This is a genomic window from Streptomyces subrutilus (assembly GCF_001746425.1).
In the GTDB taxonomy this organism is placed as follows: Bacteria; Actinomycetota; Actinomycetes; order Streptomycetales; family Streptomycetaceae; genus Streptomyces; species Streptomyces subrutilus_A.
In genome coordinates, this window is sequence record NZ_MEHK01000001.1 from 6846169 (window position 1) to 6859931 (window position 13763).

Here is a 13763-nt window from a genome sequence, read left to right on the forward strand (position 1 = left end):
GACATGAACACCGCAAAAATCGCCTACCGGCCTGTGGGGCTCGCCCTCGGCGCCGCGAGCGGTCTCGCCGCAGGCATGGTCTTCAAACAGGCGTGGAAGATCATCGGCCACCAGGACGACGCCCCCGACGCCATGGACGAGAACCGTTCCTGGCGCGAGATCCTTCTCGCCGCCGCGATCCAGGGCGCGGTCTTCGCGGCCGTCAAGGCCGCTGTCGACCGCGCCGGGGCGACCGGCGTGCGACGCCTCACCGGGACGTGGCCGGCTTGACGGGAATTCCTTTCCCTCTTGATATGTACTGATTCATGCCGCGAATGCGGGGCAGCCGAGCGCGAGACGGAACGCATTCGCCGTCATGCAGGGCACGGAAAGCTCTGATTCACCGGAGGAGTTGTTTTCGCGTGACCGAGAACGTGTGGAGTTACAGGCCGGCGGCAGGTCGTCTGCCCGGCACCGACCTCACCGGTTACAAGGTCGAGGCCGCCGACGGCGGCATCGGCAAGGTCGACAAGCACTCGGACGAAGTCACCGACGCCTACCTGGTCGTCGACACGGGCGTGTGGATCTTCGGAAAGGAAGTGCTGCTGCCCGCCAGCACGGTCGTCAGCATCGATCCCGAGGAAGAGCGGATCTACGTCGACCGGACCAAGGACCAGATCAAGGCCGCCCCCGAATTCCACCGGGAGAGCCACCTCGACGACGCGGCGTACCGGGCGGAACTGGGCTCCTACTACGGCGTCGGCGGCACCTTCGGCCGGTTCTGACGACTGCGGCCCGCCCCGTGCCGCGCGGCCCCGGACCCCCGCGGGGGGCCGGGGCCGCGCGTCTGGGCCGTCGTCCTCGGCATCCGGAAGCGGGCCCGTACCCCGGGGCGCCGCTCAACCCGGTGACGGCGCCGGCGCGGGCGGCCGCGCCCGCGGGCCGCGCGCCGGTCGCCGACGTAGCCTGGCGGCATGCGTGAGCACGATCTTGTCGTCATCGGTGCGGGATCCGGCAACGCCGTCATCGACGATTCGTTCGCCGGTCTCGACGTGGCCGTCGTCGAGGAGAGGTGGTTCGGCGGGACCTGTCTGAACGCGGGCTGCATCCCGAGCAAGATGCTCGTCTACACGGCGCACGTGGCCCGGACCGTCAGCGAGGCCGGCACGTACGACGTCGACGCGGAACTGTCGGCCGTGCGCTGGCGGGCGATGCGGGACCGGGTGTTCGGGCGCCTGGACGCCGAGCGCGAAGAGGGCCGCCGAGCCCGCCGGGAAGCGGACTTCGTCACCGTGTACGAGGGGACGGCGCGCTTCACCGGACCGCGGGAACTGCGGATCGAGGGCCCCGACGGCGCCGTCGACATCAAGGCCCGGCAGATCGTCATCGCCGTCGGCGGCCGCCCTTCGGTGCCCCCGCCCGTCCTCGACTCCGCGCTGCCCTACGAGACCTCCGACACGGTCATGCGGATCGACGCCCCGCCCCGCCGCCTGGCCGTCCTCGGCGGCGGGTACGTCGCGGCGGAACTCGCGGAGGTGTTCGCCGCCGCCGGCAGTTCCGTCGTCATCGTCGAGAAGGAGAAGCGGCTGCTCGGCCCCCAGGACGAGACGGTCGCCGAACGGTTCACCGAACTGGCCCGTGCCCGCCACGACCTCAGACTGGGCCGCGAGGTCACCGCGGTCGCCGGCCGTCCGGGCGCGCTGCGGCTGGGCCTCGACGACGGTTCGACGGTCGAGGCGGACATGCTGCTCGTGGCCGTGGGCCGCGTGCCCAACAGCGACCGGCTGAACCTCGAAGCCGCCGGTGTCGCCACCCACGACGACGGCCGCATCGTCGTCGACGCACACCAACGCACCACCGCGGAGGGCGTCTTCGCGCTCGGGGACGTGTGCACCCCGGTACCGCTCAAGCACGTCGCCAACCGCGAGGCGCAGGTCGTCGCGCACAACCTCCGCCACCCCGACGACCTGATCGAGGCCGACCACGAGCTGGTGCCGGCGGCCGTGTTCACCCGCCCCCAGATCGCCTCGGTCGGCGCCACCGAGCAGGAGTGCCGAGACCGGGGGCTGGACATCGTGGTGGGCGAGGCGCGGTACGCCGACGTCGCCTACGGCTGGGCGATGGAGGACACCACCGGCTTCTGCAAGGTCCTCGCCGAACGGGGCACCGGCCGCCTGCTCGGCGCCCACCTCATGGGCCCGCAGGCCCCCGCCCTCATCCAGCCCCTCGTCCTCGCGATGACCCTGGGCATCGACGCGGCCACCCTCGCCAAGTCCCCGTACTGGATCCACCCGGCGCCCACCGAGCTCGTCGAGAACGCCCTGCTCGACCTCGACCTCGACCTCTGGCCCCGCGCGTGAGCGGGCCCGGTCGGGACACAAGCGCGATGTGCTGAAAATACTTGTGGTTGCCGTCCTCGGCTCGCTCGCGGCGGGCGCCGCGCTCGCCACCGCCCTGGTCTCGCCCTGGTGGTCGGCGGCGGCCGCCCCGCTGCTCCTGCTCGCTCTGCTGGCCGTCCACGACGTCGTGCAACGACAGCACTCCGTCCTGCGGAACTACCCCGTGTTCGGACATCTCCGCTTCGTGATGGAAGCACTGCGGCCCGAACTCCAGCAGTACTTCATCGAGCGGAACTTCGACGGCCGCCCCTTCGACCGAGACACCCGCAGCATCGTCTACGAACGCGCCAAGGGCACCGACGCGGAGGAGCCCTTCGGCACCGAACTCGACCTCTACCGGTCCGGCAGCGAATACCTCGTCCCGTCCATGGCGCCCCGGCCGGTGAGCACCGCCGCGCCCCGGGTCCGCATCGGTGGCCCCGACTGCACCCGGCCCTACGACATGGCGCTGCTCAACGTCTCGGCGATGAGCTTCGGCTCGCTGTCGGCCAATGCCGTACTCGCGCTCAACACCGGCGCGCGGCTCGGCGGCTTCGCCCACGACACCGGCGAGGGCGGCCTGTCGGACTACCACCTTCGCCCCGGCGGGGACCTCGTCTGGGAGATCGGCACCGGCTACTTCGGCTGCCGGACCGACGAAGGCGGGTTCGACGAGCGGAAGTTCGCCGAGAAGGCGGCGTACGAGCAGGTCAAGTGCGTGCTGCTGAAGGTCAGCCAGGGAGCCAAACCCGGCATGGGAGGCGTTTTGCCGGGTGCCAAGGTGAACGCGGAGATCGCGAAGGTCCGCGGCGTGCCGCAGGGCCGGACCGTCCTCTCGCCGCCCTTCCACCGCGTGTACTCCACCCCGCGCGAGCTGGTGCGCTTCCTGGCCCGGATGCGCGAGCTCGCCGGCGGCAAGCCCGTCGGGTTCAAGCTGTGCGTCGGATCGCGCCGCGAGTTCCTGGCTGTGTGCAAGGCCATGCTGGAAGAGGGCAGCACCCCGGACTTCATCGTCGTCGACGGCGCGGAGGGCGGCACGGGCGCGGCGCCGCTGGAGTTCGTGGACAACGTCGGCCTGCCCCTCGGGGAAGGACTGATGGCCGTGCACAACGCACTCGTGGGCTGCGGGCTGCGCGACCGCGTCCGCATCGGCGCCAGCGGCAAGGTCGCCACCGGAAGCGACCTCGTCAAACGCCTGCTCCAGGGAGCCGACTACACCAACGCCGGCCGCGCCATGATGTTCGCGATCGGCTGCATCCAGGCCCAGCGCTGCCACACCAACACCTGCCCCGTCGGCGTCGCCACTCAGGACGAGCGGCGCGCCCGCGCCGTCGACGTCCCCGACAAGTCGCAGCGCGTACGCCGCTACCAGGAGGCCACGGTCAAGAGCGCCCTCCAGATCATGGCCTCCATGGGGGTCGACGACCCGCGCGGGCTCGGCCCCCACATGCTGCTCCACCGGGTCGACCCGCACACCGTCCGCTCCTACGCCGAACTCCACACCTGGCTCACCCCCGGCCAGCTGCTCGCATCGCCCCCCGCCGACTGGGCATGCGACTGGCAGGCGGCCGACCCGGACCGCTTCACGCACTGAACACGGCCCCCGCACCACGGGGCCGCACCGCACCGAAAGGGCACTTCCTGTGGCACGTACCGTCGCCCACGTCATCGTCGACTCGCTCAAGGAACTGGGCGTCCAGCACGTCTTCGGCGTCGTCGGAGACGCCCTGAACCCACTGACCGACGCGATCCGCACCACCGACGGCCTGGAGTGGGTCGGCTGCCGGCACGAGGAGGCCGCGGCCTTCGCCGCCGGAGCGCAGTCCCAGCTCTCCGGCACCCTCGGCGTGTGCATGGGCACGGTGGGGCCGGGCTCCGTACACCTCCTGAACGGTCTCTACGACGCCGCCAAGAGCCGTGCCCCCGTCCTCGCCATCTGCGGGCAGGTACCCCTGGCCGAGATCGGCAGCGACTACTTCCAGGAAGTCGACAACGACCTGCTCTTCCGCGACGTGGCCGTCTACCGCGCCACCGTCACCTCCCCGGAGCAGATGCCGCGGATGCTGGAATCCGCCGTACGCGCCGCCATCAGCCAGGGCGGGGTGGCGGTCCTGACCGTACCCGGTGACCTGGGCGACCAGGAGCTGACCGAGGACCGCCCCACCCGGTTCGCCCTCGACCGCGCCGTCACCCGCCCGGACGATCCGGCCCTCGCCGAGGCCGCCGAACTCCTCAACTCCGCCTCCCGCGTCACCCTGCTCGTCGGCCGCGGTGCCCGCGACGCCCGCGCCGAGGTGCTCCGCACCGCCGAGCGGCTCACCGCACCCATGGTGCTCACCCTCAAGGCGAAGGAGGGGTTCGAGGACGGCAACGCCTTCCAGGTGGGCCAGACCGGGCTCATCGGCAACCCCGCTGCCGCCCACGCGCTCGACCACGGCGAGGCGCTCCTGATGCTGGGCACCGACTTCCCCTACCGCGACTGGTACCCGAAGGACTGCAAGGTCGTCCAGATCGACACCCGCGAGGAGAACCTCGGCCGCCGGGTGCCCGTGGACGTGGGCCTGTCCGGAGACGTGGGGGCGACGCTGCGGGCCCTGCTGCCGCTTCTGGAGGAGACGTCCGACCGGACGCACCTGGACGACGCGCGGGAACGGTTCACCCAGTGGCAGGAAGGCCAGCAGCGCCTCGCCGACCCGGCCCACGAACGCCGCTGGACCGGCAAGCTGCGGGCGGTCCTGGACAACAGGGACCACCAGATCCGCCCGGAGGCCCTGGCCGCCGCGGTGGACGCGTACGCGGCCGACGACGCCGTGTTCACGTCCGACACCGGTATGGCGACCGTCTGGCTCTCCCGCTTCGTCACGATGCGCGGCAGCCGGCGCCTGATCGGCTCCTACAACCTCGGCTCGATGGCCAACGCCATGCCCCAGGCGCTCGGGGCACAGCTGTGGGCGCCGGACCGCCAGATCGTCGCCTTCTGCGGCGACGGCGGCCTGAGCATGCTGCTGGGCGACCTCATGACGATCAAGACGTACCGACTGCCGGTGAAGCTGGTCGTCTTCGACAACCGCCGCCTGGGCATGGTCAAGCTCGAACAGGAGCAGGCCGGCCTGCCCGAGTTCGGCACGGAACTCGACAACCCCGACTTCGCCGCCGTCGCCACCGCCCTCGGCATCACCGGCATCCGCGTCACCGACCCGGCCGATCTCCACGACAGCGTGCGCAGGGCGCTGGAGACTCCGGGCCCGGTCCTGCTGGACGTCCTGACCAATCCCGAGGAGGTGGCCGTACCCGGCAAGCCGACCGTGAGCCAGGGGTGGGGCTTCGCCATCGCCAAGGTCAAGGAGATCCTTCCGAGCCGGGAAGGCTGACCGGGCACGCCGGATCCGGCGCGGGTGTTCCCGTTTCGCACGCGTGATCGGCCCATTGCCGGGTAACCGCGCGGTACCCCGCCGGGCAGGCAACGCCCGGCGGGCACACGGGCGTTGCGGGGCAGCGGCGAGCGCCGCGCCACCCGTACGAACGCGAAGCACTTGAGGGAGAGGGACCCCGATGACGACGGAGCCACGCGGCGATGTGCGCGTTCAGGAAACGGCCAGACGGGATGCCGGCGCGGACGGCCGCGACGAGACCGTGGACGAACGCGCGGACCGGCAGTGGCAGGAACTCATCCAGGAGATACGCGTCGCCCAGACCGGCGTCCAGATCCTCTTCGGATTCCTGCTCACGGTCGCCTTCACCCCCGCCTTCCACGGGCTCGCGCAGACCGACAAGACGATCTACATAGTGACCGTGCTGCTGGGCTCGCTGGCGACGGGCGCGCTGATCGGACCGGTCGCCCTCCACCGCATCGTCACGGGCCGCCGCATCAAACCGAAGGCGGTCGCCTGGGCCGGGCGCCTGACCCTGACTGGCCTCGTCCTGCTGCTGGCCACCTGCACCGCGGCGCTCTTCCTCGTCCTGCGGGTCGCCACCCACAACGCCATCGTGCCGTGGCTCGTGGGCGGCGTGCTGACCTGGTACCTGCTGTGCTGGTTCGCGCTGCCCCTGTGGGCCCGGATCCGCGAGACCACCGAGAACTGACGGCCGGGCCGTCTGAGAGCGATGCGGCGGGGTAGTCGCTGGAGACCATCACCGGAGGAGGCCGACATGACGGCGCACGAGAAGAACCGGCGTCACCCGCGCACCACCCCGTCCGAGGCGGTCGGGGAGAGCGGGGACCGCGAGGCCCGGCAGCAGGCGGACGACGCCGTCGTCCGGGGTTCGGGCGCGGACGACGCCGATGCCGGAGGCCATGAGGCCAAGCGCTCGCGCCCGGGCATCGGCCGCGAGGAACAGGTCGAGCCGGACCCCGACGGCAAGCGCCCGTCGGGCGGCGAAGACCACTGACAACGGCACCGAGCAGGCCTGCCACCCGCAGCCTGCTCCGCGGCCGCGTCCCCCGACAAGGAGTGATCTGCATGCGTACCGCAGAGGCCAGGGCCCTGGGCGTGGCCACCCTCGCATCCGGGGCGGCGGTCGCCTGGCGCCCCGGGCTGCTGGCACGCCCCTGCGGCTTGTCCGAGCAGGGCTCCTCGGCACTGCTGATCCGCGCCCTCGGAGTCCGGGACGCGGTCATCGGCGCCGCGATGGTGACGGTCCCCGCAGGTGTGGCGCTCCGCACCGCGGTCCTGTGCCGGGTCGCGGTCGACGCGGCGGACGCGCTGCTCTTCGGCACCTTCCTGGCTCGCCGCTCCGAGCGTGCCATGGCGGCCACGGCAGCCCTGACCTGGGCGGCGCTGTGCGGCTGGACACTGACCGGCGGCGACGACCGGTCGGTCGCGCCGCTCGTGGAGGACGCGGCCAACGTCGCCGTACGGGCCGCGCGGTCCGCCACGCGCGCGGATCTCTGACAACACCCCATGGACGCCCGCGCTCGGGGCCGGGCCGGCGCCGTCTCTCGGGTGAGGGGTGTAAGCGCTTCGATCAGGGGCAGCCGATGATCACGTGCGACCGGAAATCGCGAAAGGAACCGCTCATGCTCATGGCTCACCCGGCTGTCCTCTCCGGCCTCGTCGAACGCTACTGGGCCCTGTCGGTCCTGAGCGCCGAGAGCGGGAGCCCCGAAGCCCACGGCCGGCTGGAAGACGTGGCGGCCACCCTGTGCGTCGCGACCGGCACCTCGGACGTGCACGCCGCCCTGACCGCGGCCCGCTACCGGCTCCCCGGCGCGCGGACCTTCGACGACTCGATCCTCGGCCCCCGGCCGGCCACGCGGCACCGCACCCACGCCTGACCCGGCGGAGCGGGTGGGGCCCGGCCCGGCCAGGCCAGGCCCCCTACCGCCGGTCGCCCGCCAGGGCGCGGGTGCCCGGAGCACAGTGCTCGCGCAGCGCCGCCAGCTCGGCCGGGGGCAGGCGGCGGGACGCGCCGCGCCGGCCGCCGTCCAGAAGCGCGGCACCGGCGTCGAGCCACCGCGGGAGGGGCTCGACGCCGATGAACCGGGCCAGTCGCGTCAGCTCCTCGCGGGGCTCGTCGAGGAGGTCCTCGTAGGCGAGCGTGGTCCGCAGCGGCGCGGGCACCTCGCCGAGGCGGGCCACACCCCGGACGACGATGTCCGACCACAGCTCCGCGAAGCCGGCCGACGGCAGGTCGCGGTCCAGGACCAGCGCGGAATCGAAACGCTCCGCCAGCAGCTGCGACAGTTCGGGCGGCAAGGACCGGACCTGGTCCTCGGTCAGGTCCTCGACGCGCGCGGCGCCGGTCTGGGTGAGAATGTCCCGCAGCAGGAAGATCAACCGGTAGCCCGTGTGCCGGCTCATGGACAGCGCGCAGTCCGGCCCGTCCCGGAACAGGTGCACGAAGCGGGCCTGCGGGAAGGCCTGGCGCAGCAGCGGCACCCGCTCCAGTGAATAGCCCGACCGCTCCACCACCGCGCCGCGCCCGAAACGTGTGCACAGCAGGCCGAACAGGGCCTCGTAGTGGCCGGCGGCGGTTCGCTCCGGCCAGCCGCACACCTGCTTCTCCAGCTCGTCGAACAGGCCGTCCGGGTCGTCGGTCAGGTGCGGAAGCACCATCAGGGACAGGGCGGGGATGCCGGTGGTGTCCGTCGCGAAGCGCCCGGGGCGGCGCGGGTACACGAACTCCGGCATAGGCACCCCGCTGCGGATCATCCGCTCGAACAGCGGATTGGGGTCGGCCAGCAGTCGCCAGAACTCCGTGCCTCCCAGGGTGCCCGCCGGGAAGCCGCGGCTCTGCACCGACGACAGCAGCTCGTTCAGGCTGAGTACGTCCGGATGCGCGTTGACGATGCCCGACAGCGCGGTCGACCCACTGCGGCCCGTGCCCACAACGAACGTCAGCGTGCGCATGCCGGCAGTCCCCTTCGACGACGATCCGTACCGATCGCCACCAGGCTTCCCCGGGCCCGGCCATCCGACCCCTCGGGTCCGCGGCTCACCACCCGGGGGCGGGGTATCTCGGTGCCTTGCGGCGCACACGGGAAGCGGCGTACCCGGTCAGGGCCGGGAGGAACGTCGAGCCGAGCAGCAGCGGGACGAAACGGCCGGGTGCCGGGGCGGCCCCTCGCCCGGCTTGCAGGGCCGACGGCGGGGTGGGCCTGGCCGGGGTACGGCGCATTGTTGACACCTGCCGGACGGCGTGCGAAAAAGACTTCAGGGCGTGTTCGCCAACTGCTTCCTCGTCTGAGGTGCGCTTCTCCTCATGACCGGGCCGCCGCACCTGCCGGTGCCTTCGCCGGGGACGGGGTCGGGGCCGACGTCGCGTGCAACTCACCGTCTCCTGCCTGAGTCTCGTCGAACAGCGGGCACACCACCGCATATGTGAACGGACAACTCTGCCTTGACCATGATTCCCGGATCCCGTGTCCCCGGGCGGACCTGGACCGTCCGTCTGACCGGCCACGGCGACCACACCGTCTCCGTCAGCTGCAGCACCGAGGCGTGCCGCATGCCGCCCCGCTCCAAGGACACCGCCGCCATGCGCCGGTTCGCCGCCGAGCACGCACGCGCCCACGCCCGGCTCGCCACCGTGCGTCCCCACGCCGCGTGTGCCTGCGGGGCCGCCGAATGCGGATTCCACGAGGACACCAGAGCCTCCTGCACCGGCGCACCGCTCCTCGTCCTCATCCACAACCCGGCCGTCGGCCAGGTCTGGACCCTCGCCGAGATCTGCCAGGGCTGCGCACCCCTGATCTCCCACACCGCCGTCCTCGGCCGTGCCCAGGACGGTCCGAAGGCCTCGGCTCCCGCCGCGCCCGTCCCCTCCTCGCCGGTGCCGGCCCCAGTGGCCGTGGCGGGCGGCTTCTCGTCACCCGAAGCCGCTCCCGAAGTAGTCGCCCGCCGCCGCCCGCACCGCGGTGGCCCCCGGCGCACCCGCTGAAGCAGGCCCCTGCGGGGGGAGCGGGGGAGCGGGGTGAGCCGGGTGCGAGCGGCGGGGGACGGCGTGCGAGTGCCGGGCTGCTGCCGTCGGGCCCCGTTGCCCGGGGACGGCGGTACGAGCGCCGTCGTCGGGGGTTCACCGGGCGCGGCCCCGGTTCCCGGCCGGGGGAAGGGCCGGGAACCCGGGACCGGCCGGGTTCCGTACGGAGCCGGGCGGCAGCCCGTCGTGCGGGCGGGCCTGCCGCAGGGCGCCGGGGGAGGTACGCCCCGCGGCCGAGGCCCGCTCCGAAGGCCCCGACCCGTAGGTGGCGGCTTCCGGTATCCCCGCGTCTAACCCGGCTTCCCACCGCCAAACCCCCTGCGCCTCCACATCTTCTGAGGCGAGGTCAAAACCGCCGGGAGCACGGCTTCCCCGGCGTCAGGGCCCGTTCCCGCGTCCGGTTCTCGAACGATCCTCCGGCGGGACTGCACCGCCGCTCCTTCGAGAGGGGGCAAAGTCTCGAGCAGTCCCGCGAACCGCTGCCACTCCGAGGTGCATCGACCGGAGTCCGGGGGCCGCCTCGGCGGCCACCGGGGGGACAGACCCTGACTTACGGAGACCGACCGTATGACCATGCATCAGACCACGTCACTCCTCCTCGGCCTCGCCGTGATCGTGATCCTGGCACGCGTACTCGGTGCGCTGGCCCGGCGACTCGGCCAGCCTGCGGTGATCGGTGAGGTCCTGGCCGGCATCGCGCTGGGACCGACCCTGTTCAACGGGGCGATATCCGACGCCCTCTTCCCCGGTTCCATCAGGCCCCTGCTGGGCGCGCTGGCCGCGGTCGGCGTCGCCGTCTTCATGTTCATCGTCGGCCTGGAGTGGGACGCCAAGCTGATACGCGGCAGCGGAAGCCTCGCCACCTCCGTCTCGTTCAGCTCCATCCTGGTGCCGTTCGGCTTCGGCATGGTGCTGGCGCTCTACCTGATGGACGCGTACGGCACCGGCGACCAGACCGCGTTCATGCTGTTCATGGGTATCGCCATGTCGATCACCGCCTTCCCGGTGCTGGCCCGTATCCTCACCGACCGGAACATGACCCGGACCCCGCTGGGCGTGGTCGCCCTGGCCTGCGCCTCCATCGACGACGTCCTCGCGTGGACCGTGCTCGCCGGAGTGGTCGCCATGAGCGGCTCGGCCGGCTCGGACGAATGGCGCATCCTGCTCGCCATCCCGTACCTGCTCGGCATGCTGTTCGTCCTGCGGCCCGTGCTCAAGCGCTTCGTGGAGCGCCGGCCGGAACTGCGGCTCACCCCGACCGTGTTCGCGTGCGTCGTCGCCGGGCTGCTGCTGTCCGCCGCCGTCACCGAGTGGGTGGGCCTGCACTACATCTTCGGCGCGTTCCTCTTCGGTGTGGTCCTCCCGCGCACCGGCACCGAGCGGCTCCGCTCCGAAGTGCACGACCGCCTCGGGGAGATGAACGGCACCCTGCTGCTTCCGGTGTTCTTCCTCGTCGCCGGCCTCAAGGTCGACCTCTCGGGGCTGGACATGAGCGGGCTGGGCGCCCTGGCGCTGATACTCCTGGTGGCCGTCGGAGGCAAGTTCACGGGAGCGTACGTCGCCGCGCGGCTGAACCGGATGCCTGTGAAGCAGTCGGCCGCGCTCGCCTCGCTGATGAACACCCGCGGCCTGACCGAGCTCATCGTGCTCAACGTGGGTCTGCAACTGGGCTTCCTCTCCCAGGGCCTCTACTCGCTCATGGTCGTCATGGCCGTGGTCACGACCGCCATGGCGGGCCCGCTGCTGACCTGGTTCCTCGGCCGGCCGGCCGCCGACGACCGGCCCAAGGGCTCCGCGACGCCCGAGGCTCCCGCGGCGGCCGAGCGCACGGCAGGACCAGTACGTACGAGCCGCTAGTGCCGCCTCCACCCGGCAGGGCGGGACCTGGAGAGTCCCCGACGGGCGGGGGCGTCACCGACCGGGGAAGCGGCACTCGCCCTCGGCACCGCCGGTTCAGGGGCCGGGGGACACCTCGTTCACGGGGAGGAGCGGTGGTTCCTGCGGGCGGTGAGCTGCCCCTGTACGAAAGCGTCGGTCTCCGGCGCGTACGGGCCGCCGTGGTCGAAGAGCAGGTCGGTGATGCGCTGCCACTCCGCCACCTCCGCACGCGTCCCCCCGTCAGCCGCCGCCAGGTCGCCCGCGGCCTTCTCGGCGGCCTCCAGTGCCTCGGCGGTCCGATGGTGCGTCATCCCCTCGGCCCGTCGGCGTACCCGGTCGCGGGCGCGCCGCTCCTCGGGGGTCGGCTCGTGCGGATCGTTCATCGGTACGGTGTCCTGGGTCATGGGTGGTACGCCTTCCGTTCGAGGCTGCGGGCGGGCGCGGCGGGTACGTCCCGGCCGTCGTCCACCCCTCGGATACCCACGTCCGACGCGTGGGTGCCCGATCATCCGCCCGGACGAATCCCCGGCCCGTGTTGCGATGAGAACGGGTCACGCCACCGGTCTACCCTTCAGGCCCATCGTCCCGGAGGAGCGGCAGATGACCGATACGACCACCATCGACCTCGGACCACAAACCCGGATCGTGGCCCGTCTCGCGGCGGGCGTCCCCGATGCCCGGCTCGCCGACCCGACGCCCTGCCCCGAGTACGCGGTCAGCCACCTGCTGGGCCACATCACCGGCCTGGCCCTCGCCTTCCGCGACGCCGCCCGCAAGGATTTGGGCCCCACCACCGACACGGACCCCGGCGAGGCCGCGCCCGTCCTGCCCGCCGACTGGCGCGAGGCACTGCCCCGGGTCCTAGCAGAACTGGCCGAGGCCTGGAACGATCCGGCCGCCTGGACCGGCATGACCCGCGCCGGCGGCGTGGACCTGCCCGGCGACATCGCGGGTGCGGTGGCCGTCGACGAACTGGTCATCCACGGCTGGGATCTGGCCCGGGCCACCGGCCAGGAGTACGCACCCGATCAGGCCGCGCTGCGTGCCTCGCACGCCTTCCTGCTGGCGAGCGTGGAGGACGAGGGCCGCGACGAGATCTTCGGCCCCGTCGTACCCGCACCTGACGACGCCCCGCTGCTGGACCGGACCGTCGGGCTGAGCGGGCGCGATCCGGGCTGGACCGCCGCTGGGCCGGATGAGCTGTCCAGCGATACGTGACCAGTGTCCCGTCGTTGCACCAACATGACTGATTTCATGGTGCAGATCCCCGCGGACTGGCTGGTTCGGGTGTTCCTCGCCCTGCGGCGCGGAGCCTCGGGCGGCGCCCAGGCGGTTGCCGAGGAACTGAGGCCGTTCACGGAGAAGCCCGGCCAGCGGGTGCCGGTCCCGAGGCCCACGGTGCTGCGCACCGAGTTGGCACTGCGGCGGGAAGCGGAGCTCGCGAGGGTCCAGAGCCGGCGTGCCGAGCTGTCCGACCACGCAGAATTCCTGGTCAGGCAGCGGCTGTCCGGCCAGTAGGAACGCGATGTGGCGGGGCGGGGACGGCACGGACACCCCCCCCGCCCGCGCCCGGCGTCCCCCGCCCCCAGGTCGTGTCAGTACTTGATGCGTGCGGGACACGACGAGCGAGCCGGGGCGCTGCTCCTTCGGGCGGGGCGGTTCTACCGGCCCGGGAACCGGCACCTGACCTGCACTCGATCTGCACAGGGTCCGGATGACGGAGCACAGGCACGGAGCACGGGCCGGACCGTATCGCCGGCTTCTCCGCGATCCCGGCCATGTCGGTGGTCTCGCGCGCGGCGGGGGCGTGGTTCCACGCGCTGATCGGTGCGCCGATGCCGAGCTTTTGATGGCCGAGGCCCGTTACCGCGGGCTGAAGGTCGTGGCCGTCCCCCCGTACAGGCCGCCCCGTCCGGGCTGGGAGCGGCACGGCCTCCCGAACCCGTGTCCGACCGTGGCTCCATCAGATCCGGTCGCGGCGGCCGCCGCGCCCCGGGAAGGCCGAACGGGTGCCGGGCGGGCGAGCCCCCCGGGGCGTACGGCGCCACCCGGCCGGGCCAAGCCGGGGCGGCCCGCTGCCGCGAATGGCCCAGCATCGGGACACCGGAC

15 protein-coding genes are annotated in these 13763 nt (G+C 72.4%); 13 read left to right on the plus strand and 2 right to left on the minus strand.

Annotation, left to right across the window (positions count from 1 at the left end):
* Positions 1-3: 3 nt before the first annotated feature.
* The 9 genes from BGK67_RS31190 to BGK67_RS31230 all read left to right on the plus strand — a co-directional run bounded on the left by BGK67_RS31190 (position 4) and on the right by BGK67_RS31230 (position 7632).
* Positions 4-270: a DUF4235 domain-containing protein gene (locus BGK67_RS31190; protein ID WP_069923201.1), complete on the plus strand. Its 267-nt coding sequence runs from the start codon at positions 4-6 to the stop codon at positions 268-270.
* A gap of 131 nt (positions 271-401) precedes the next feature.
* On the plus strand, positions 402-764 hold the full coding sequence (locus tag BGK67_RS31195; RefSeq protein ID WP_069923202.1) for a PRC-barrel domain-containing protein: 363 nt from the start codon (positions 402-404) through the stop codon (positions 762-764).
* A gap of 189 nt (positions 765-953) precedes the next feature.
* Positions 954-2339: a mycothione reductase gene (locus BGK67_RS31200; RefSeq protein ID WP_069923203.1), complete on the plus strand. Its 1386-nt coding sequence runs from the start codon at positions 954-956 to the stop codon at positions 2337-2339.
* A 28-nt stretch (positions 2340-2367) separates the two neighbouring features.
* Positions 2368-3951, plus strand: coding sequence for an FMN-binding glutamate synthase family protein (locus tag BGK67_RS31205; RefSeq protein WP_069923204.1), 1584 nt, complete (start codon positions 2368-2370; stop codon positions 3949-3951).
* A gap of 49 nt (positions 3952-4000) precedes the next feature.
* Positions 4001-5728, plus strand: coding sequence for a thiamine pyrophosphate-dependent enzyme (locus BGK67_RS31210; RefSeq protein WP_069923205.1), 1728 nt, complete (start codon positions 4001-4003; stop codon positions 5726-5728).
* A gap of 181 nt (positions 5729-5909) precedes the next feature.
* Positions 5910-6440 carry a DUF6328 family protein gene (locus BGK67_RS31215; RefSeq protein WP_069923206.1) on the plus strand — a complete coding sequence of 177 codons (531 nt, stop codon included), beginning with the start codon at positions 5910-5912 and terminating at the stop codon, positions 6438-6440.
* Between the two features lie 66 nt (positions 6441-6506).
* Positions 6507-6746 carry a hypothetical protein gene (locus tag BGK67_RS31220; protein WP_069923207.1) on the plus strand — a complete coding sequence of 80 codons (240 nt, stop codon included), beginning with the start codon at positions 6507-6509 and terminating at the stop codon, positions 6744-6746.
* 71 nt (positions 6747-6817) lie between these two features.
* The gene (locus tag BGK67_RS31225) at positions 6818-7249 is read left to right on the plus strand and encodes a hypothetical protein (RefSeq protein WP_069923208.1); all 432 of its coding nucleotides are present in this window, start codon (positions 6818-6820) and stop codon (positions 7247-7249) included.
* 131 nt (positions 7250-7380) lie between these two features.
* The gene (locus tag BGK67_RS31230) at positions 7381-7632 is read left to right on the plus strand and encodes a DUF5133 domain-containing protein (protein WP_432215493.1); all 252 of its coding nucleotides are present in this window, start codon (positions 7381-7383) and stop codon (positions 7630-7632) included.
* 43 nt (positions 7633-7675) lie between these two features.
* Here the strand turns inward: BGK67_RS31230 and BGK67_RS31235 are convergent, their stop codons facing one another.
* On the minus strand, positions 7676-8707 hold the full coding sequence (locus BGK67_RS31235; protein ID WP_069923210.1) for a sulfotransferase family protein: 1032 nt from the start codon (positions 8705-8707) through the stop codon (positions 7676-7678).
* Between the two features lie 496 nt (positions 8708-9203).
* On the opposite strand from BGK67_RS31235, the gene BGK67_RS31240 reads away from it, so the two are divergent.
* Positions 9204-9737, plus strand: coding sequence for a hypothetical protein (locus BGK67_RS31240; RefSeq protein WP_107489034.1), 534 nt, complete (start codon positions 9204-9206; stop codon positions 9735-9737).
* A 606-nt stretch (positions 9738-10343) separates the two neighbouring features.
* On the plus strand, positions 10344-11633 hold the full coding sequence (locus tag BGK67_RS31245) for a cation:proton antiporter (RefSeq protein ID WP_079154475.1): 1290 nt from the start codon (positions 10344-10346) through the stop codon (positions 11631-11633).
* A 119-nt stretch (positions 11634-11752) separates the two neighbouring features.
* Here BGK67_RS31245 and BGK67_RS31250 read toward each other — a convergent pair whose 3' ends face one another.
* Entirely contained in the window at positions 11753-12058 is a 306-nt protein-coding gene (locus BGK67_RS31250) for a hypothetical protein (protein ID WP_244291369.1), read from the minus strand.
* Between the two features lie 196 nt (positions 12059-12254).
* Here BGK67_RS31250 and BGK67_RS31255 point away from each other — a divergent pair, with 196 nt between their 5' ends.
* Together BGK67_RS31255 and BGK67_RS31260 are read left to right on the plus strand one after the other, a co-directional pair.
* On the plus strand, positions 12255-12872 hold the full coding sequence (locus BGK67_RS31255) for a TIGR03086 family metal-binding protein (protein ID WP_069923211.1): 618 nt from the start codon (positions 12255-12257) through the stop codon (positions 12870-12872).
* A 36-nt stretch (positions 12873-12908) separates the two neighbouring features.
* On the plus strand, positions 12909-13172 hold the full coding sequence (locus BGK67_RS31260; protein ID WP_069923212.1) for a hypothetical protein: 264 nt from the start codon (positions 12909-12911) through the stop codon (positions 13170-13172).
* Positions 13173-13763 lie beyond the last annotated feature (591 nt).

What these genes read in the sequence shown, in the direction of transcription:
- BGK67_RS31200 (WP_069923203.1), top strand. Translation starts at nt 954, where the DNA reads ATGCGTGAGCACGATCTTGTCGTCATCGGTGCGGGATCCGGCAACGCC.
- BGK67_RS31225 (WP_069923208.1), top strand. Translation starts at nt 6,818, where the DNA reads ATGCGTACCGCAGAGGCCAGGGCCCTGGGCGTGGCCACCCTCGCATCC.
- BGK67_RS31230 (WP_432215493.1), top strand. Translation starts at nt 7,381, where the DNA reads ATGGCTCACCCGGCTGTCCTCTCCGGCCTCGTCGAACGCTACTGGGCC.
- BGK67_RS31255 (WP_069923211.1), top strand. Translation starts at nt 12,255, where the DNA reads ATGACCGATACGACCACCATCGACCTCGGACCACAAACCCGGATCGTG.
- BGK67_RS31260 (WP_069923212.1), top strand. Translation starts at nt 12,909, where the DNA reads ATGGTGCAGATCCCCGCGGACTGGCTGGTTCGGGTGTTCCTCGCCCTG.
- BGK67_RS31250 (WP_244291369.1), bottom strand. Translation starts at nt 12,058, where the DNA reads ATGACCCAGGACACCGTACCGATGAACGATCCGCACGAGCCGACCCCC.
- BGK67_RS31190 (WP_069923201.1), top strand. Translation starts at nt 4, where the DNA reads ATGAACACCGCAAAAATCGCCTACCGGCCTGTGGGGCTCGCCCTCGGC.
- BGK67_RS31220 (WP_069923207.1), top strand. Translation starts at nt 6,507, where the DNA reads ATGACGGCGCACGAGAAGAACCGGCGTCACCCGCGCACCACCCCGTCC.
- BGK67_RS31215 (WP_069923206.1), top strand. Translation starts at nt 5,910, where the DNA reads ATGACGACGGAGCCACGCGGCGATGTGCGCGTTCAGGAAACGGCCAGA.
- BGK67_RS31235 (WP_069923210.1), bottom strand. Translation starts at nt 8,707, where the DNA reads ATGCGCACGCTGACGTTCGTTGTGGGCACGGGCCGCAGTGGGTCGACC.
- BGK67_RS31245 (WP_079154475.1), top strand. Translation starts at nt 10,344, where the DNA reads ATGACCATGCATCAGACCACGTCACTCCTCCTCGGCCTCGCCGTGATC.
- BGK67_RS31240 (WP_107489034.1), top strand. Translation starts at nt 9,204, where the DNA reads ATGATTCCCGGATCCCGTGTCCCCGGGCGGACCTGGACCGTCCGTCTG.